Genomic DNA, 18987 nt, shown 5'->3' on the forward strand with positions numbered 1-18987 from the left:
GTCCGGGTCCGGCCCGCGGCGCGGATCGGGCCGGACCCGGAGCCGCTCGCATCGCGGAGCGGGGCACCGGACGCCCGTGCGCGGCGACCTCGGCAACCGAACTGAAGGCGGCAGCCCATGCAACTGCGTTTCTTCACCATACCCGTCGTCGGCGGCGAAGCCGCCGCCGATGAGCTGAACCGCTTCCTCGGCAGCCAACGCATCCTCTCGGTCGACCGGCACCTCGGGCAGGACGGCGGCACCCTGCTCTGGGCCATCTGCGTCGGCTACGAGGCCGCCGGCAGCGCCACCGACACGGCGGCGGCCCCCAAGCGCGGCAAGGTGGACTTCCGGGAGGTGTTGAGCGAAGCGGACTTTGCGATCTACGCGCAGTTGCGCACCCTGCGCAAGGAGCTCGCCGAGCGCGAGGGCGTGCCGCCCTACAACCTCTTCACCAACGAACAGCTCGCCGCCATCGTGACGCGGCCCGCCACAAGCCTGGCCGATCTCGGCGAAATCCAAGGCATCGGCGCGGCACGCATCGACAAGTACGGGCGGACCTTCCTCGACGCCTTGGCCGCGGCGCGGGCGACGGCTGCCCCCGCCGCTGCGGCAAGCCCCGGGGAGGGTGGCGGAAGTGCGCCGTAGCGCCGTCACCTTGGGCGAGGTCGCCGACTGGCACAACCTCGCTGAAGCCTTCTACCGCGCGGCCCTCGGCAAGCGCCACCGGGCGGAGGTGCAGCACTTCGCGGCCGATCTGGAGGGCGAGCTCGCCCGACTGCGGGCGGACATCCTGGCGGGGACCGTGGCGGTTGGACGCGGCCGTCGCTTCCGCATCCACGACCCAAAGCCGCGTACCATCCATGCGCCATGCTTCCGCGAGCGCGTGCTGCACCAGGCGATCATGGCCCATGTCGGCCCGGTGCTGGACCGCGCCCTGGTGGACGACACCTACGCCTGCCGTACCGGCAAGGGCACCCTCGCCGCGGTGCGGCGCGCGCAGCACCACGCCCGGCGTTGGCCCTGGTGGTGCAAGATCGACATCGGCGCGTATTTCGCGAGCATCGACCACAGCATCCTCAAGGCGCTGCTCGCGCGCAAGCTCAGGGACCCCGGCCTGCTCGCCCTGCTCGGGCGCATCATCGACGCCCACGCCCACGCCCACGCCCACGCCCACGCCGACGCCGACGCCCCGGGCCGCGGGCTCCCCATCGGTGCGCTGACCTCGCAGCAGTTCGCCAACTTTTACCTCGGCGGGCTCGACCGGCTGCTGCTGGAGCAATGCCGAGTGCGCGGACTGGTGCGCTACATGGACGACCTGGTCTGGTGGGGCGACAGCCGCGCCGAGGCGCGTGCGGCGCTTGTCGCGGCCCGGGCTTACTGTGGTGACGCGCTCCACCTGACGGTCAAGCAGCCGGCGTTCGTCGGGCGCACCGCCGGCGGCGTGATGCTCTGCGGCTACCGCGTGCTGCCCGGACGCCTGCTGCTCTCGCGCCGGCGCAGGCATCGCTATGCCGGGCGCCGCCGCCACTGGGAGCGGCTCTATGCCGAAGGCGTGATCGACGCCCTCGGCCTCCAGGCCGGGTACAGCGCCGCGCTGGGCATCACCCTGCACGCCGCTGCCGGCGACTGGCGCCGCGAGCAGTTGCGCCGCACGCCCCTTGCCGGGCCGCTCGCGGCGTTGTAACGTCGGCGCGGTGGCGACGGTCGCCAACGGCGCGGACCGGGTCATCCGCGGCGGGTCCTGGAACGACAACGCGCAGAACTGCCGTTCCGCGTACCGCAACACCAGGCAACCCGACAACCGCAACAACAACCTCGGCTTCCGTTGCGCCCGAGCTCACGACTGCGCCAGACGGCGCGGACCTGAACAGACCGTCGCCCGGCGACCGCCCCGCCAAGCCGTCGGGGAGCAATCCGGAAGCCCTCCGGGCGCCTTGCGGGTGGTCGCAAAACCCAAAGCCCCCCGGTGCGTTCGTAGCCCGCGCCCGCGCAGCAGCGCATCCCACCGGTGCCCGGCAGCCGCCGGCACTGCGGCGCAGACGGGCGAGCACTCGCCGGCGGGGCGCCTTCCATACGCGAGCAACCCGCGATGACACCCCCTCTGCGCATCGACCCGTCCTGGCACCCCCTGGTCACCGGCTGCCCGCCGGCCTGGGCGAGCGAATGGGGCGAGGACCGCCGCGGCGTCTTCGTTGCCTTCACCCTCGCCGAGGTGACGCAACGCCTGCGCTGGATTCCGCCGGGGCGGTTCGAGATGGGCTCGCCGGAGGACGAGCGCGGCCGCTTCGACAACGAAGGCCCCCACCACGCCGTCTACACCAGCCAGGGCTTCTGGCTGTTCGACACGCCCTGCACCCAGGCCCTGTGGCAAGCCCGGCCTCGGGCTGGTGCTGCCCAGCGAGGCGCAATGGGAATACGCCTGCCGCGCCGGCACCGACGCGGCCCTTTACACCGGTCCGATGGAGATCTCTGGCGACGCCAACGCCCCGGCGCTGGACCCCATCGCATGGTACGGCGGCAACAGCAGCGTCGGCTTCGAGTTGGCCAACGGTGCGGAGCGCAGTTGGCTCACCGACATGCAGTATCCCGAGGGGAAGGCCGGCACCCATCCGGTCGGGCGCAAGCGCCCGAACCCCTGGGGCCTGTACGACATGCTCGGCAATGTCTGGGAATGGTGTGCCGACGGGCGGCGACGCTATGACGCCGACTGGAAGCTCGACCCGGTCGGGCCATCCGAAGACCGCGCGGGCCGGGTCATCCGCGGCGGGTCCTGGTACGGCGACGCGCGGTACTGCCGTTCCGCGTACCGCCTCACCAGGCCCCCCGACGTCCGCAGCGGCGACCTCGGCTTCCGTTGCGCCCGAGTTCAGTCGTGAGCTCAGGCCAGGCCAGGTCAGGTCAGGACGAGCGGAGCGCTGCGAGCGGGCGCGGGTCCGGCACGCGGAGCGGATCGGGCCGGACCGGCGCCCGCTCGCAGCGCGGAGCGGGCGCCAGGACGGCCGGCGGAGATGCCGCTGTGCCGGTGCCGCGGCAGCGTGGTCCCGCGCCGCCTCACCCCATCCCCGCAATCACCGCCACCCCCGAGTGCGCAAACCCACCCGCGCCCGTGTAGACGATCCGCAGCAGCCCCGGCCGCCGCCCGCACGCCGAGCACCTGAGCCACGGCGGGATCTCCTGCACCGTCAGCCCCGGCGGCAACGCTGCGCGGCGCAGCACCGCCGAGTGCCCGCAGCCCTCGCAGAACGCCACCAGGTCGAACCGCTCCGGCGGGAAGTCCGCGGGCAGATTGCCCGGCGGCTGGCGTAGCGGCTCATCGGGCAAGCGGGGTAGCGTCATCGAATCGCCATGGCGGTGGGAGCAGGTGCCCCGTAGCATGCGCGGGTCACAGACCCAAGCCGCGAGCCCACCCCGGCACCCCGTCATGCAATACCCCGGCGCCGACATCCCCGCGCCCACCACGCCCGAGGCCAATGACTGGCTCACCGCCGGCATTGCCGTCTTCCACGGCTCAACGGCCGCCGCCGACTTCCCCCCGCTCGACGACCCCCAGGCCCAGCGCTACGGGCTTGGCGGCTTCGGCGCCGCCTGGGCCGAATGCCCGCGCGACGCGGACGGCTGGTGCGCCCAGCCGCTTGACGTCGCCCTGATGCTGGCGCTGGTGGGGCGGGGCGAGCTGCTGGCGCGGCTGTGTGCCGATGAGCGTCGGCCGGCGCTGGTGCACTGAGACAAGCGCCGACGCCCGGCCGCGTCCCACCCCCGGTTATCAACGGCGCAGAGCCGAGTCTTGACCCACGCGCCCAGCGCATTACACTTCATGTGACCGCGCCGAGCGGCATGGGCGCTGGGACCCCGCGCCACTGCGCAAAAGGACAGGGAAATGCGTCACGCTGGAAGCTAACTTTTCGGGGCAACAACTGTATGCTTTTGGAGACACATCAACCGCTTGAATTTGAAGGACTAATTTTTCGGCGAGGGGGTCCGGCCGCTGACCCGTTATGAAGGGGATTGAGACACGTCCCGCGACCGCTGACCCCTGACCGACCTCAGCCCGCGTTGAGTGCTGTTAGCGGCTCGCTCGCGAGTCCGTGCCTACTGGTGCTGTGCTGATGTTGCGCATGTCGCGGCTGGTGTTCGGTTCCTGCTCGCCCGCCCCAGCCGATGCTGCTGCTGCCCCCGTCGCTTGACCGCGAGACCTCCGCTGATGCGGCGCTCCTGCTGCCGTCGGGCTGACGTGCGCCCCGGCGCCAGATCGGCGCACTGCGCGATCTGCTCGGCCGCTGACGCGGCGCCGCCTTTCGTCTGCTCGTGAGCGCGTCTCGCAAGACGCTGCTGCCGGGAGCCGGGAGCCGGGTGCCACCGGCCGGTGCGCCGCGAGCCATGCCAACGGCGCGGCTGCACCCTGGCGTCAGCGCAGTCGGCGGCAACGTGGGGGGAGGGACGGTCGGCGGAGCGCCCTCGCCCGCGAATAGTTGGTTGCGTTCAAGTGGGACGGACACCCGAGGTGTCTCCAAGCCATCTGTCCCCTCGACAGAGGCTTGCATGCGTATCGGCGCCCTGACGCCGCGTACCCGGCGTCGAGCCGGGCGCGCGGCGAGCCGGCTGGAAGCCGGCGCTCTCAAGGGGCTGTGCGGATGGCGAGCGGCCTGGCGTGGCGCAATTCGTGGGGATGCCTGTCGCGCCGGGGACGGCGCTCCCACGGGCGCGGACGGAGTCATTATGGAGCCGGCGTATCACCTGGCCCGAATTCCGTCGAAAAGCGTGCCAAACAGGCCTCCAAGAACGCCCGGGCTTCCTCCGAGACCCGCGCAATACCCATCAACCGCGCCAGCTCCCGCGCCGCATCCTCGGCTGCCGCCAACTCCGGATGCGCCGCAATCAGCCCAAGCATCTCTTCGCTCGGCACCTCCCATACGCCCCGCTCCAGTTCGTGCCGAAACGCGATGCGCGGCGCGTAGGTGCCGGGCGCCCAGATGAAGGCGCGGTCGCCGTCGGTGTGGACCGCGTTGTCGCCGAGGCAGTCGAGGATGCGCTCGCGGATGCGGCGGCCCGCGCGCTGCCAGCCGTGCTCGCGGCAGACGACGCGGGCCAGGAGGTCGTCGCGGATGGGGCCATCGCGCTGGACGACGCCGGCGATGATCTGCTCCAGGGTCGGGGTGTAGTCGGGGGCGTAGAAGCGGTCCGGGTCCGGGCGCGGGAGCGGTGGCGTGGTGTAGGCATGCTGGTTGGTGGTGCCGGCATTCTGGTGGCTGGTGTGCGCCGGTGATGGTGCAACCGTGTCGCCAGTGTTGCGTGCGATGAGCGCTTCGGCGGGGCTCGAGATCGCGGCAGGGTCCGACGTGGCTTCTTCATCGGGCGGCCGGTCGGATTCGCCGGCGGGACGCCGGCGCTCCCGGTGGCCGGCGAGACGCCGGCGGTCCCAGTGGCCGGCGGGACGCCGGCGGTCCTCGTGAGCGCCGGGCTGTGGGGGTTCTTCGCCAGGCGCGGGAGGGGTGCTGTCGGTTGGGGCTTCGGCTAGGGCTCGATCCGCGGCGCTAGTTGCAGTGCCGGTGGCAGTGCCGGGCGCCAGCTCGTCGCCGGCCGGCGCAGCGGCGGCGTCCGCCTGATCTAACCCGGAGGCCGCCTTCGCCGCCTGCCGTTCCGCCTCCAGCCGCGCCCGCGTCGCATGCAGTAGCTCCCGCAACCGTCCATCCACCCGCTCGCGGGCATCGACCGGCTGCCGGAACCAGTCGGTGGACCAGATGCGCAGGATCTCCCAGCCGAGGTTGCGCAGCACTTCTTCGCGGATGCGGTCGCGGTCGCGCACCGAGGCGGCGCTGTGGTAGGTGGCGCCGTCACATTCGATGCCGGCCAGGTAGGCGCCGGCGCGGTCGGGGTGGACGATGCCGAGATCGATACGGAAGCCGGAGACGCCGATCTGGGTGCGGACCTCCCAGCCGCGCTGGCGCAGCGCGTCGGCGACGGCCTCCTCGAACGGACTCTCGGCGGGGCCGACGGAGCCCCGGTCCATGGCCGGCAGGGCGATGGGGCCGCGGGCGGCGTAGTCGAGGAAGCCTTTCAGATGCGCGACGCCGAGGGCCTTGGTGCGGGTCAGGTCGATCTGGTCGGCGTCGAAGGACGTGACGACGTGCAGCTCGGCGCGGGCGCGGGTGATGGCGACGTTGAGGCGCCGCTCGCCGCCGTTGCCGTTCACGGCGCCGAAGTTCATGGTCATCTTGCCGGCCTGGTCCGGGCCGAAGGTGATGGAGAAGAGCATGACGTCGCGCTCGTCGCCCTGGATGTTCTCCAGATTCTTGACGATGACGGGCTCCTCGCGCTCGTCGTCGAAGAACCAGTCCAGCGCCGGGGTGTCGCGGCGGGCGGCGTCGAGCAGGTCGAGGATCAGCTCCTGCTGCTGGGCGTTGAAGGTGATGACGCCGAGCGTCGGCCGCTCGGTCTCGGGCAGGCTCAGCCACGCGGTCAGCCGCTGCTGGACGAGGTCCACGACGGCCCGGGCCTCGACGGCGTTGGTGCGGCCGCTGCCGCGGGCGTAGACGCCGTCCACCCGGTGCCGGACCAGCGCGTCGGCGCCGGTGCTCGGCGACGGGAAGGTGATCAGCCGGTTGCCGTAGTAGTGGTGGTTGGAGAAGGCGATCAGTGCCTCGTCGCGGCTGCGATAGTGCCAGTCGAGCTGGTGCGTGCGCAGGCCCGCGGCGGCGGCCTCGTCGAGGATGCTGGGCAGGTCCTTTTCGAAGACCTCAAGTTCTGCGTCTTCGTCGTCATTGCTGCGGCCGAAGAAGTTGGTGGGCGGCAGCTGCTTGGGGTCGCCGACGATGATGGACTGGGTGCCGCGGGCGATGGCGCCGACGGCGTCCCAGGTGGTGATCTGCGAGGCTTCGTCGAAGACGATCATGTCGAATTGGGCATGGTCCGGCGGGAGGTACTGCGCGACGGACAGCGGCGACATCAGCACGCAGGGCGTGAGCTGGGTGAAGCTCTCCGGCATCTCCGCGATGAGTCGGCGAATGGAGATGCTTGGGCGCTGCAGGCCGAGCTGGTGGCGCAGGGTGCCGAGCTCGGAGCGGCGGGCGACGCCGTCGCGCGGCGGCAGGTCGTGGGCCACCGCGTGGCGCACCTGGGCGGAGGCGAGGCGCTGCATGGCGTCGTCCAGCGCGCGGAAGCGGGCGATGCGGTCCTCGTGCTCCCAGTGGGCGAAGCCGCGCAGCACCGGGCTCGCGTCGAGGGCGAGCGGCAGCCACCAGTGCAGATAGGCGGTGCGGAAGGCGGCGGCCGCTTCGCTGATGCGCCCGTCTTCCAGCGCGGTGATCAGCGGCTCCAGGCCGCGCTCGATGGCCTGGCGGCGGACGGCGCTCCACTTGGTCCAGTCCTGGAGCCTGTGCTGCTGCTCGCGCAGGGTATCGAGGGCCTGTTGCAGCGCATGCAGGCTGTCGTCGGCCGGGGTGCCGCCGGTGTGTTCGGCTAGCGTGTCCCGGGCCGCGTCGAAGCGGATGGTGGCGGCTGCGAAGTCCCGCAGCGCGGGATTGGCAGGCGACGCATCGCCGCTCGGCGTCAGCAGCGATGCCAGCGTGGCTTTCAGTGTCGCTCGGTTCGGGTTCAGGGCCAGCAGGCCGCTGATGGCGGCGCGTAGCTCGCCGACGTCGGCCAAGTAGCCGCGCAGGTTGCCGATGTCGGTGTTCGGACCGTTGAAGACGGGCAGTGCCGCGAGGGGGCTGGCCGCAATGGCACCGACGGCGGCCTGGATGCTGCGCAGCGGCGCCAGGTCCGTCGCCGGGTTGGCCGTGCCGGCGCTCGCGTAGGTTTGGAGCAGCTTGCGCACGCGCCGCCGGCGCATTGTCGAGAAGGGCCAGAAGCGGGTGCCGGCCTCGCGCCAGTCCTGCTCCAGGGTGTCGACGGGGATGCGCGGGATCTCGGCATCCGGGTAGTCGGCGGCGAGTTGCCGGCGGTGCTGGTGCAGTGCGTCCAGATTGCTGGCGAGCGTCTCGAATCCGGTCCGCAGCTCCGAGACGGACGGTTGCAGCGCGATGTGGAATTCCTGCCCGGCGGTTTTCTCCGCGATGGCGGTGAAGCGCGAGAGTGCATGGAGGCGTTGGCGCGGATACGCCTGGTCGGGTGGCAGGCCGAGCGTCCGTGCGAGTGCCTCGGCCGCGGCGGCGAGCGCTTGCGCCGCGGCTTGCAGCGCGCCCACTCGCGACGCAAGCTCCGTCTGCCAGCCGAAGGACCAGTCGTCGCGGGTGACGAAGTCCAGCCCGTGGCATTCCGCAATTACCGGGTAGGTGCGCCCCGCCGCGGCAGCGAGCGCCTCCAGCGCCCGGAAGCTGTCGGCATCGTGGGCGTCGTGGGATGCGAAGCGCAGCTCGCAGGCGGGCTTCTTGCCGACCACCTGGCCGATGGCCTCGAATACGCTGAAGCCCTGTGTGCCGGGGGCGTGCAGGGCCTCGACGTAGGCCATGAGCTGGTTGCGATGCACCTCGAGCTGATCGGTGATGCGGACCCATTCCTGGCGCGCGTCCTCCGCGGCGCGGTCCCAGGCGTCGCCGAGCTGACGGATCACGGAGCGGCGGTCCGCCTTGCTGGAGTGCAGCTCCAGGCAGGCGTCCGCCAGACCGTAATGCCGCAGGCGCCGGTAGACCACATCGAGCGCGGCGGATTTTTCGGCCACGAACAGCACGCTTTTCCCGTGTGCCAGACAGTGGGCGATCATGTTCGCGATGGTCTGGCTCTTGCCGGTGCCGGGCGGACCGATGACGACGAAGTCGTGCCCCTGGCTCGCTGCCACCACGGCCGCGAGCTGTGAGCTGTCCGCCGGCAGCGGGGTCACCAGCTCCGCCGGTGAGTGCCGGCGGTCGATGTCCTTGGGCTCCGGAAAGTCGCCATTGCCGACGGCGAAGGGGGTCTCTGGAGAGTCGATCAGGTGGCGCACCAGCCGGTTCTGGCGCAGGCTGTCGGTACGGTCCACCAGGTCCTTCCACATCAGGTACTTGGCGAATGAGAACGTGGACAGCGCCAGCTCCTCCACCACCTCGAAGCCGGGCACGTCGCGCACCGCGTGGCGCAGCATCGCGAAGGTGCGCGGCAGGTCGATGCCGTGGTCGTCGGTGGGGAGCTCGCCGTCCTGCAGCGGGATGCGGAGACCGAAGTCGCGCTCGAGGAACTGGAGCAGCGTGGCGTTGATGCGCACGTCGTCCTCGTGGTGCGACAGGAAGAACACCGACTGCGAGGAGCGCCGCTCCAGCTTGACCGGCAGCAGCAGCAAAGGGGCGCGATAAACTCGCTCATCTTCGGCGCGCTTCTTCCAGCGCAGAAAGCCGGCCGCGAGGAAGAGGGTGTTGGTGCCGCCCTCGGCGAGATCGCTCTTGGCCTTGCGGAACAGGGTCGTTAGCCGCGCTGCCATGTCGCGCCCGCCGAGCGATACGCAGACCTCGCCGCGGTCCAGTGCCGCAAGCGCGAAGGCTCGCGTGATGTCTTCGCCGGTCTGCTCCCGGTGCAATTCCGCGTCGCGCTGGCCGATGGGGTTCTCGTCCGGCAGCGAGATGATGCGGAGCTTCTTGCCCGCGGCCAGCAGGTCTTCCAGTCGGGGCACGTCCGGGCAGACGAAGGGTACAGTCTGCTTGGTGTCGGCGAAGTTGAGCAGTCGGTTGCGCAGCGAGAGGTCCAGCAGCTTGCGCTGCCAGCGCTCGATGCGGCCCTGGGGCGTAGCCGGCAGCTCCTCGGTCTGCTCGCCGGGCAGCAGGCCGAAGTCCGGTGCCTGCGGCAGGGTGGCGGGTGCGACCTCGGCGGTGGCAGCGATGGCCTGCGCCTGGCGCTCGCGGTGGCTCGCCAGCGGGCGAATGCGGGCGGCGCGCGCGCGGCTGATGTCGATGGCCTGGTCGAAGCTGGCCTCGCGGGCCTCGTCGAGCTGGATCTTGCCGCGCTCCACCGCCTGCTCGAAGCCCGCGACCGGGCGTTGGGTCGCCAGTGTGGTCTCGAAGACCAGCAACTCGTGGCCGGCGATGGCCTTGCGCAGCTCGGTGATGTCCGGCTCTGTCACCGAGGTGAAGGTGCGGTTCACCAGCCACACGCCCGCGAAGGCGTGGCCCGCCGTGAAGATCACCACCGGGTGCAAGCCGGCCGCTTCGATTGCGGCGGCAAACAGCAGCGCGCTGTCGAGACAGGTGGCGAGACCCTCGTCTGCGATGCGCCCCGGGTCGCGGACCTTCTGTCCCGTCCGCTCAAACGACGCCGGTGGCTCGGCGTAGGTGAGCCCCAGACCCGTCACCGCCGACCAGATGGCGGCCGTGAGCATGTAGGCGCGGGCGGGGTCGCCGGTCTGGTAGCCGTCGAGCGCGCCCGAATGACCGGCTTGTTCCAGCAGCCGCGAGGCGGTCTTGAGGAGCGGCGCCACCGCCGGGTCGTTCGGCAGGACGAAGGCGGCGAGCAACTGGGCCATGTCGCCGAGACCGCCCCATTGGTCGCGGGCCAGGATCTCCACCGGCACCACCTGCTCGGCGATCGCTGCCTCGTCGCGGTTCAGGGTGCAGATGAGCTGGCCCTGTTCCGCCTCGTTGAGGCGGGCCAGAAAGTCCAAATCCAGGGTCAGCTCGCGGTCGCCGACGGACAGTTTGCCGCCCGGCGGAATGTGGTCGATATGCCAGCGCTTTGCGCGGCAGAAGGGCGGCCGTGCCTGCAATGCCAGCGTCAGGTCGTGCAGCGGGGCGTCGCCGTCGTGATGGATCTCGATGGCGCGCAGCATGGGTACCGCGTTCTGCGCCGAGGCGAAGGTGATGCGCGCTGCGCAGTCGATGGACAGGGTGGGCTGAGACACGGGCTGGGGACCGGCTTGGTCAGTCATTGACAGTGGGTTCCATGGGCGAGTGAGTGCGCGGCCGTTGTTGGCCAGCCGATACGCGCCTTGTCAACGACGAGCCGTGGTCGCGGCGGCAATGCCGCACACGATGCGCTCTGATGGTAGCCCCGGGGTCGGTGGGCGGCAACCCGTGCGCGCCGCGTGCCTCGCGACATCGCGCGGCCGCTGCCTCGTGACACTCAGTCCCGCTGCTCCCGCCCGTGCCCGACGCGGACGATGACGACCGTGTCGCCCTCCAGGCGGTAGCGCAGGATGTAGGCGCCGCCGGCGAAGGGCAGGAACAGCTCGCGGCGCAGGCCGTCGTCCATCGGGCGGCCGAGGTGGGGGTGGCCGTGGAGCCGGTTGGCGCCGTCGCGGATGGCGCGAACCGCCTTGCCGGCGGCGGCTGGATTGACGTCGACCAGGAAGTCGAACAGGCGCTGGATGTCGGCCTTGGCTTCCGGCAGCCAGATCAGCGCCATTCGCCGGGCTCGTCGGCGACAGCGGAGCGGGGCTGACCGGATCGGGTTTCCGCGCCGCTGTCCGCGGCATAGCGTTGGCCCGCCACGCGGTCGGCGTGTGCGCCGAGTCCGTCCAGCCAGGCGACCATGTCGTCATGATCGATGTGGGCGCCGGTCTCGACCCAGTGCTGCCAGCGCTGCTCGTCCTCCAGCCGCTCCCGCTCGATGCGCTCCTCGCGGTCGAGGAAAGCGACGATGGCCGTTTTCATCAGCCAGTGCGGCGAGCGATCACGGGACTCGCCGAGCCGCTGGAGGCGGGCTCGGGTTTCGTCGTCGAGCTTGAGACCGATGGTCGTGGACACTGAGCATCCTCCTCGGGTTGCGATGAGCGCAACCTAACATCCCGCTGCCGCTAGAACAACCGATTCAGCCCGTTCAGCGCCGCGACGCGGTAGGCCTCCGCCATGGTGGGGTAGTTGAAGGTGGTCTCGGCGAAGTACTGGATGGTGTTGGCGGGCGGCGGCTGGCGCATGATGGCCTGGCCGATGTGGATGATCTCCGAGGCCTGCTCGCCGAAGCAGTGGATGCCGAGGATCTCCAGCGTCTCGCGGTGGAACAGGATCTTCAGCATGCCGACGGTGTGGCCGGTGATGTGGGCGCGGGCGATGGCCTTGAAGTTGGCCTGGGCGACCTCGTAGGGGATTTGGTCGGCGGTGAGCTCGCGCTCGGTGCGGCCGACGGAGCTGATCTCCGGCACCGTGTAGATGCCGGTAGGGAATTCCTCGATGAGCTTCCAGTCGCACTCGCCGTCGGCGATGTGGGCCCCGACGAAGCGGCCCTGATCGTAGCTGGCGCTGGCGAGCGCCGGCGGGCCGGCGACGTCGCCGACGGCATAGATGTGCGCCAGCGCCGTCTGGTAGCTGTCGTTGACCTCCAGTTGGCCGCGCTTGTTGGGCTCGAGCCCGATGGCGTCCAGTCCCATGTCCGCGGTGTTGCCGCTGCGCCCGTTGGCCCAGAGCAGCACGTCGGTCTTGAGCTTCTTGCCGGAGCGGCAGTGCAGCACGACGCCGTCGTCGGTGGGCTCCACCTGCTCGTAGGTTTCGTCGTGGCGGATGATGACGCCCTGTTCGCGCAGGTGGTAGGAGAGGGCGTCGGTGATCTCGTCGTCCAGGAAGCTGAGCAGCCGGTCGCGGGTGTTGACCAGGTTCACCTTCACGTCCAGGTAGCTCATGATGGACGCGTACTCGCAACCGATGACCCCGGCGCCGTAGATGGTCATGCTGCGCGGCGTGTGCTGGAGCCCCAGGATGGAGTCGCTGTCGAGCACCCGTGGGTGACCGAAGTCTACGTCCGGTGGGTGATAGGGGCTGGAGCCGGTGGCGATGACGATGTGCTTGGCCGTGAGCGTCTCGCGGGCGCCGTCCGGGCGCGTGACGTCGACGCCGTGGGCATCCGCGAAGCGTGCCCGGCCAAAGACGACCTCGACGCGGTTGCGCTGATAGTAGCGGTAGCGGGTGCGCACCTGGTGGTCGATGACCGCGTCCGCGGCGCGCAGCAGGTCAGGAAACTCCACGTCCACCTGGTCCAGGGTGTGGTGGAAGAGCGGGTTGCGGCGGTAGTCCGCCAGCATCTGGATGGAGTGGCGCAGCGCCTTACTCGGGATGGTGCCCCAGTGCGTGCAGCCGCCGCCCACCTGGTTGTGGGCCTCGACGACGGCGACCCGCTGGCCCGCCTTGGCGAGCTTCATGGCCGCTCCCTCGCCGGCGGGCCCGGCGCCGATGATGATGCTGTCGAACGCGCGTACTGCCATGGCCTTTGTTCACCCCGGGCACTCAAAGGGGCAGGTTATCACAGCGTCGGAGCGGCTCTGGCCCCGGGCGAGAAGGGCCGATGCGGCGGATGCCGGCGCCGGTGGTCCACTCTAGTGCCCCGTTAACCCGGCCTACGATCCGCTCGCTTTCGGGGTTGCGGGCAATCCTTTCACCGTCTTTAGGCCTCGTCCACGCGACGGCCTGCCCGCGGCGCTGCACCGAGTCGGCGGTGATGGGCGACGCGCCCGCCCGGCTGGAGTGGCGCCGTCAGATGGCGCCTTCGGTGAGCGTCACGTCGCCGTCGCGCTCCTTGCCGGCGAGCTCCTTCAGGCAGCGTGAGCAGAGGCAGTCGCTGTAGGTGTCATGCAGCTTGGTCAGCAGGTCCGGCGACAGGCTGACGCCGACGCACTGGCAGTGAGGCAAGTCGTCTACTTTGCAAACGAAGGTTGCGCCGCAGCGGGCGCAGGTCTTGGGGCCGGACGTCAGCTCGGCAGGATCGGGTTGGGTCATGTCGCTCATCGGTCACCCGTGGGCTTGCGCACGTGGAATCTGTGGTGCCGAGAAGCTGACGGTGCCGCGAGGTCGATTCAAGCCAATTCAATGCCCGGATCGAAATCGGGATCGAAATCGGGATCGGGACCGAATTCGGAATCGAGCACCTTCAACAACACCGTGCCCGATTGACCCGCTCGCCGCCGGCCCGTCCATGGCCGGCGGCGAGAGGCGGCGGCGATCATGAGTTCGTCCGCCGCCGTGGGAGCGCCGTCCTCGGCGCGACGAGCGTCCAATCGCGGCGGGGACGCCGCTCCCACGGGGTCATGGCTCTCGACGGAGTTATGACCAAGGCTGCGGCGGCCGAAGCCGTCAATCGTCGTGCGGCACGATATCCCGATAGGCATGCCAGGTAGCATGGCCCACCAGCGGCATGGCGATGAACAGCCCGATGTAGAAGGACATGAGGCCGAGCGCGATGAACATGACGATGAGCGCGGCCCACAGGGTCATGGCCTGCCAGTTCTGCACCACGGCCGTGACGCTGGTGCGGATGGCGGTGAAGCCGTCCACGTTGCGGTCCATCAGCATGGGCACCGAGATGGCGCTGATGGCGTAGGCGACCCAGGCGAGCACGAACCCGACGGTGATGCTCGCGAAGGCGAAGGTGTTGTGCTCGCCGGACAGGAAGACGGTCCCGACGAAGTTCTCTAGCGGCGGGTCCATGCCGTCGTAGAGCAGCGCAAAGAGCACGAAGTTGGCCATGATCCACAGCTGCATGATGATCATGAGCGCGGCGGTGATGACACCGAGCTGCCCCTGGTTGTGCCGCCAGGCCTCCAGGAAGTGGCAGAAGTGGAGGGGCTCGCCCCGTTCCAGGTGTGCGCTCATCTGGTACAGCCCGAGGCCGATGATCGGTGCCAGCAGGAAGAAGCCGGCGATCATGAAGGGCACCATGAAGGTGAGCCCCTCGACCATGAAGCCGAGGGTGATGAGCCCACTAAGCAGCACGATGACGGCGCCGTAGGTGAGGCTGTAGCGGCGCGCACTGATCATGTCGTGCCAGCCCTTGTCCAGCCACTCCCAGGGCTGGTCGAGGGTGACGCGGTTGACGCGGATGGCTTCCGGCCGCGCGTGCTGCTCGGCAACGATGGTTTCGGTCATGGCAGTGTCCTCCCGAGGACGGTCTGTTCAGCAAGTCTGTTCAGGGCGGGCAGCGAGATCTTGCAGAACGCGGCCGTGGCGTCCCGCGAGCCCCCTGATGGTTTCGCTTACGTGTTGTCGTGCTTGGCTTTGCCCGATGCGCCGGCGCTCGAGCGTCGAGCCGCCGGGTGGACGCAGCGTCGTCTGGTGTCGATGCCAAAACGGCAAGGCTGTCTATCGACAAATCCAATCCAAGGCAAGCGGAGAGTGCATAAAAAATTGATAAAACGCAACCCGATGCAACGGCGTGCAATCGGGGGATAAACGGTGTACGTCTAGTAACTTACCGCTATATGATCGCGCGTTTGTGCGGATTTGCCTGTCGGCAGCAGCCGGCCCTTGCGCGCTGGCATCGCCGCCCGGCGCTTGATCGGGGAGCGGCGTAGCCGCATAACCGCGGCTGCGAGGGTGTGTTGCGAGGGTGTGTTCGGGGCGCCTAGTGCCCCGTTTCAGCCAATTTTGCAGGCGTCAACCCAGGTGGGGGCCGGAGAGTCGAGGAACCTGGTGGAACACTCTGCTCGTGCTCGTGCTCGTGCTCGTGCTCGTGCTCGTGGTTGTGGTCGTGGTCGTAATCGGATACTCGACAACGACAACGAAAGCAAAGTTGGGAGAAACGCTGCACTAGGTTGCCATGATCGAGACAGCAACACGCAATAGAGCCTTCCGTGCGCGTGACATCGTTTGGTGCGCCCTGTGCTGATGGTGCGCCCTGTGCTGAGCTCCCAGCGGCAGCCCAGCGCCCGGCGCCGCCGGCACTGATGTCGCACCTTGCAGTCCCGGTCTCGATGCGCGTGCTGGCGATGCGCGCTTGGCGGCTGACGATGCCAGGTCTGCTGTTGGCGGGTTGGCTGGCGGCGGTGCCGGCGTCGATCGCCGGGCCGTCCATCGACGCCGCTGTCTTCGACGACCCGGCCGCGTCTGGCCCCGTCATCACCGAGAATGTCCACGCCCGGCTGCTGGCCGAGCGGTCCAGCGTAGCGCCGGGCGGGGCGCTCGATCTCGCGCTGGTGCTGGACATTCGGCCGCACTGGCACACCTATTGGCGCAACCCGGGCGACTCCGGCGAGCCGCCGCGCATCCGCTGGCACCTCCCCGACGGGGTCACGGCGGGACCCATCCGCTGGCCGCTGCCCGAGCCGATTCCCGTCGGACCGCTGGTGAACTACGGCTACTCGGGCCGGGCCGTGCATCTGGTGGCGCTCTCGGTGCCCGCGGGCTGGCCGGCGGGCGAGCCCGTCCGCGTTGCCGCGGAGGCCACCTGGCTGGTGTGCGACGAGGCCTGCATCCCGGAGCGGGGCCACTTCGAGCTGACGCTGGCGACGGCGATCGACCCATCGGCAGGCCCCTCGCATGTGCATACGGTGCGGCTGTTCGAGTCCGCCCGTGAAAGGCTCCCACGCGCCGGTGTCGTCGCCGCGACGCTCGACCGCGGCGAGGACGCGCTGACGCTTCGCGTGCCGGCGGCGGCGCTGCCGGGTCGCATCGACGAGGTCTATTTTTTTCCATATGAATGGGGCCTCGTCAGCCATGCTGCCGGGCAGGGCTGGACGCTGTCGGACGTGGACGGCGCCGACGTTCTGTCGCTGGACCTGGTGCCCGGCGAGGTCGCCGCGTCGGCGCCGGCCACGGGGCTGCTGAAGATCCGCGGCGGCGGGGCGGACATCGGCCTGCGCATCGACGCCGGTACCAAGCCTGGCGCCAGGCCAGGGGACGACGCTGCCAAAGCCTTGCCGGCGCTGCCGCAGACGAGCGGCGCCGGCGTTGTCCGCGGCCTGGCGCTGGCGCTCGGCTTCGCGCTGCTGGGCGGTCTGCTGCTGAACCTGATGCCCTGCGTGTTCCCGGTGCTGGCCATCAAGGCGCTCGGACTGGCCGGGCAGGGTGGTGCCCGGTTCCGCGCGCGGGCGCTGCACGGCCTCGCCTATGCCAGCGGTGTGCTCGTGTTCTTCCTCGGGCTGGGCCTGCTGCTGCTGGTGCTGCGCGCCGCCGGCACCGCCGTTGGCTGGGGCTTCCAGTTGCAGTCGCCGCTGTTCGTGACCCTGATGGCCTATCTGTTCCTGGTGCTGGGCATGAGCCTGGCCGGCGCCTTCACGCTCGGCACCAGTCTGATGGGCATCGGCGGCGGTACGGACCAGCAGACGGGCCACAAGGGCGCCTTCGCCACCGGCGCGCTGGCCGCGCTGGTGGCGGCGCCGTGCACCGCGCCCTTCATGGGTGCCGCGCTGGGCTACGCGATGACCGTGCCTTGGCCCGGGGCGCTCGCTGTCGTGCTGGCCCTCGGGCTCGGCATGGCGCTGCCCTTCTTGCTGCTCGCCTCGTGGCCGCGGCTGGCGCGCGCGCTGCCGCGCCCCGGCCCCTGGATGGAGACGCTGAAGCAGGCGCTGGCCTTCCCGATGTTCGCGACCGCCGCCTGGCTGCTCTGGGTGCTGGCCGTGCAGAGCGGTCCCTCGGGCCTCGCCCGTGCGCTCACGGGCGCACTGGTGCTCGCCTTCGCGCTATGGGTGCAGGAGCGCACGCGCACCGCCCGCGCACCCTGGCCGCGCGTGGGTGCCGGCGCGGCGGTGCTCGGTCTGGCCGCGGCACTCTGGCTCGGCGTCGGCGCCATGCAGGCGACGGGGGATCGCACGGACGCCGGCACCGTCTCGCGGCCGGCCGCCGCGCGGTCCGCGCTTGCGGCGGAGCCCTATTCAGCCGCCAAGCTGGCCGCGGCCCGGGCCGACGGCCGCCCCGTGTTCGTCAACATGACCGCCGCGTGGTGCATCACCTGCCTGGTGAACGAGCGCGTGGCGCTGCGCCGGGCCGCCGTCGCCCGCGCCTTCGCCGAGCAGGATGTTCTGTACCTCAAGGGCGACTGGACCAACCGCGACGCCGCCATCACCGATTATCTGGCGGGATTCGGGCGCAATGGCGTGCCCATCTACGTGTTCTATCCGCCCGGCGGCGAGCCGCGCGTGCTGCCGCAGGTGCTGACCGAGACCGTCGTGCTTGACCGCATCGGCGCCGGCTGACCGCCCGGCGCACCGCCGCAAGACTGTCGCCAACCCAACCCGACGAGGTCGTACTATGCTCCGACTGCCCGGCATCGCCACCCTAATCGCACTGACGACCCTGTTGCTCGCGCTGCCCGCCGCCGCTGCACCCGAGGTGGGCAAGCCGGCGCCGGCCTTCACCGGCACCGACACCACCGGCAAGACCTGGGATCTCGCGCGGCTCGCGGGCCAGCCGGTGATCCTGGAGTGGACCAACCACGACTGCCCTTACGTGCGGAAGCATTACGGGTCCGGCAACATGCAGGCGCTGCAGAAGGCTGCCACCGCCGCCGGCTACGTGTGGTTGTCGGTGATCTCCTCCGCGCCCGGCAAGCAGGGGAACGTGAGTCCGGCCGAAGCGGATGCGCTGACGAAGTCGCGTGACGCGGCGCCGACGGCCGTGCTGCTGGATCCCCGAGGCACCATTGGCAGGGCCTATGGCGCGCGCACAACGCCGCACATGTTCATCATCGACGAGCAGGGCATCCTGGTCTACATGGGCGGCATCGACGACAGGCCCAGCACGGATCTCGCCGACGTCGAAGGCGCCCGGAACTACGTGCGCCTGGCCATGGCGGACCGCGCCGCCGGCCGGCCGGTGGGCATGCCGGTAACGCGGCCCTACGGCTGCTCGGTCAAGTATTGAGCCGAGGGGATGGCCGGCGGTTGCCGAGGCAGGGCGCTTGCCCGCAGCGGCGCGAGCAATCCAAAACCGCCCCCGCTGCTCGGATTGCGCCCTCATCGTCCCCATCCCACTGCGTGGCGTCGTCACCTGGGCGTCGCCGCCAGACCAAGAACCGACCTGACAGGGCACCGAGGTCATGCGCGGTCTCTTGGCCAGTAGCCTGAAGACGGCCACTGTGGATGCATCGGGGTGGCACGATTCCGGTAACGGCCCCGGCTCCACCGAGGGCAAATACATCGATTGGCTGACCATAGCCGACAATGCCCAGAGCGTCGTGGAGGACGTGACCCGCATCCGCAACCATCCGCTGGTGCCGGGCGATATCCCCATCTACGGCTACATCTACGACGTCAAGACGGGCGAGCTCCAGGAAGTACCCGACGCAACCCGCGCCGGTGCCGTGCGGAGCTGACGGTACCGGACCAGGCCGTGTCGCACACGGGACGCACCGACGGCTCCCTGCGTTCCGTGTGCACCACCCGGGGGCGAATGGCTCAACACTGCGCAA

Annotated in this window: 16 protein-coding genes and 1 pseudogene; 9 read left to right on the forward strand and 8 right to left on the reverse strand. The window is 70.2% G+C overall.

What is annotated here, in order from left to right:
- Window positions 1-117: 117 nt before the first annotated feature.
- The 5 genes and pseudogenes from LJE69_RS20060 to LJE69_RS20075 all read left to right on the forward strand — a co-directional run bounded on the left by LJE69_RS20060 (window position 118) and on the right by LJE69_RS20075 (window position 2858).
- Window positions 118-627: an HRDC domain-containing protein gene (locus tag LJE69_RS20060; protein ID WP_296927840.1), complete on the forward strand. Its 510-nt coding sequence runs from the start codon at window positions 118-120 to the stop codon at window positions 625-627.
- Window positions 617-1666, forward strand: a complete 1050-nt coding sequence (locus LJE69_RS20065; RefSeq protein ID WP_296927841.1) for a reverse transcriptase domain-containing protein — start codon at window positions 617-619, stop codon at window positions 1664-1666. The genes LJE69_RS20060 and LJE69_RS20065 overlap by 11 nt, the downstream gene beginning before the upstream one ends.
- A gap of 10 nt (window positions 1667-1676) precedes the next feature.
- Entirely contained in the window at window positions 1677-2075 is a 399-nt protein-coding gene (locus tag LJE69_RS20070; RefSeq protein ID WP_296927842.1) for an SUMF1/EgtB/PvdO family nonheme iron enzyme, read from the forward strand.
- Window positions 2072-2296: pseudogene (locus LJE69_RS21045) on the forward strand (formylglycine-generating enzyme family protein); the annotation flags it as partial. The gene LJE69_RS20070 and the pseudogene LJE69_RS21045, both read left to right, overlap by 4 nt.
- Before the next feature lie 73 nt (window positions 2297-2369).
- Window positions 2370-2858, forward strand: coding sequence for a formylglycine-generating enzyme family protein (locus LJE69_RS20075; protein ID WP_296927843.1), 489 nt, complete (start codon window positions 2370-2372; stop codon window positions 2856-2858).
- Between the two features lie 175 nt (window positions 2859-3033).
- Here the strand turns inward: LJE69_RS20075 and LJE69_RS20080 are convergent, their stop codons facing one another.
- Window positions 3034-3318, reverse strand: coding sequence for a hypothetical protein (locus LJE69_RS20080; RefSeq protein WP_296927844.1), 285 nt, complete (start codon window positions 3316-3318; stop codon window positions 3034-3036).
- Between the two features lie 85 nt (window positions 3319-3403).
- On the opposite strand from LJE69_RS20080, the gene LJE69_RS20085 reads away from it, so the two are divergent.
- On the forward strand, window positions 3404-3706 hold the full coding sequence (locus tag LJE69_RS20085) for a histidine kinase (protein WP_296927845.1): 303 nt from the start codon (window positions 3404-3406) through the stop codon (window positions 3704-3706).
- Between the two features lie 990 nt (window positions 3707-4696).
- Here LJE69_RS20085 and LJE69_RS20090 read toward each other — a convergent pair.
- The 7 genes from LJE69_RS20090 to LJE69_RS20120 all read right to left on the reverse strand — a co-directional run bounded on the left by LJE69_RS20090 (window position 4697) and on the right by LJE69_RS20120 (window position 14729).
- Window positions 4697-10807, reverse strand: coding sequence for a DUF3320 domain-containing protein (locus LJE69_RS20090; protein ID WP_296927846.1), 6111 nt, complete (start codon window positions 10805-10807; stop codon window positions 4697-4699).
- A 194-nt stretch (window positions 10808-11001) separates the two neighbouring features.
- The gene (locus LJE69_RS20095; protein WP_296927847.1) at window positions 11002-11283 is read right to left on the reverse strand and encodes a type II toxin-antitoxin system RelE/ParE family toxin; all 282 of its coding nucleotides are present in this window, start codon (window positions 11281-11283) and stop codon (window positions 11002-11004) included.
- Complete coding sequence (locus LJE69_RS20100) at window positions 11274-11624, reverse strand: hypothetical protein (protein ID WP_296927848.1); 351 nt, start codon at window positions 11622-11624, stop codon at window positions 11274-11276. The genes LJE69_RS20095 and LJE69_RS20100 overlap by 10 nt, the downstream gene beginning before the upstream one ends.
- 50 nt (window positions 11625-11674) lie before the next feature.
- Complete coding sequence (sthA, locus tag LJE69_RS20105; RefSeq protein ID WP_296927849.1) at window positions 11675-13072, reverse strand: Si-specific NAD(P)(+) transhydrogenase; 1398 nt, start codon at window positions 13070-13072, stop codon at window positions 11675-11677.
- Window positions 13073-13340: 268 nt separating this feature from the next.
- The gene (locus LJE69_RS20110) at window positions 13341-13592 is read right to left on the reverse strand and encodes a cysteine-rich CWC family protein (RefSeq protein ID WP_296927850.1); all 252 of its coding nucleotides are present in this window, start codon (window positions 13590-13592) and stop codon (window positions 13341-13343) included.
- A 68-nt stretch (window positions 13593-13660) separates the two neighbouring features.
- Window positions 13661-13810, reverse strand: a complete 150-nt coding sequence (locus LJE69_RS20115) for a hypothetical protein (protein ID WP_296927851.1) — start codon at window positions 13808-13810, stop codon at window positions 13661-13663.
- A gap of 127 nt (window positions 13811-13937) precedes the next feature.
- Window positions 13938-14729: a DUF2189 domain-containing protein gene (locus LJE69_RS20120; RefSeq protein ID WP_296927852.1), complete on the reverse strand. Its 792-nt coding sequence runs from the start codon at window positions 14727-14729 to the stop codon at window positions 13938-13940.
- 860 nt (window positions 14730-15589) lie between these two features.
- Here LJE69_RS20120 and LJE69_RS20125 point away from each other — a divergent pair.
- The 3 genes from LJE69_RS20125 to LJE69_RS20135 all read left to right on the forward strand — a co-directional run bounded on the left by LJE69_RS20125 (window position 15590) and on the right by LJE69_RS20135 (window position 18891).
- Window positions 15590-17773: a thioredoxin family protein gene (locus tag LJE69_RS20125; protein WP_296927853.1), complete on the forward strand. Its 2184-nt coding sequence runs from the start codon at window positions 15590-15592 to the stop codon at window positions 17771-17773.
- A 55-nt stretch (window positions 17774-17828) separates the two neighbouring features.
- Window positions 17829-18440: a thioredoxin family protein gene (locus tag LJE69_RS20130; protein ID WP_296927854.1), complete on the forward strand. Its 612-nt coding sequence runs from the start codon at window positions 17829-17831 to the stop codon at window positions 18438-18440.
- A 175-nt stretch (window positions 18441-18615) separates the two neighbouring features.
- Window positions 18616-18891, forward strand: a complete 276-nt coding sequence (locus LJE69_RS20135) for a hypothetical protein (RefSeq protein WP_296927855.1) — start codon at window positions 18616-18618, stop codon at window positions 18889-18891.
- Window positions 18892-18987: the final 96 nt, after the last annotated feature.

It is taken from the genome of Thiohalocapsa sp. (assembly GCF_022340605.1).
Lineage (GTDB): Bacteria > Pseudomonadota > Gammaproteobacteria > Chromatiales > Chromatiaceae > Thiohalocapsa.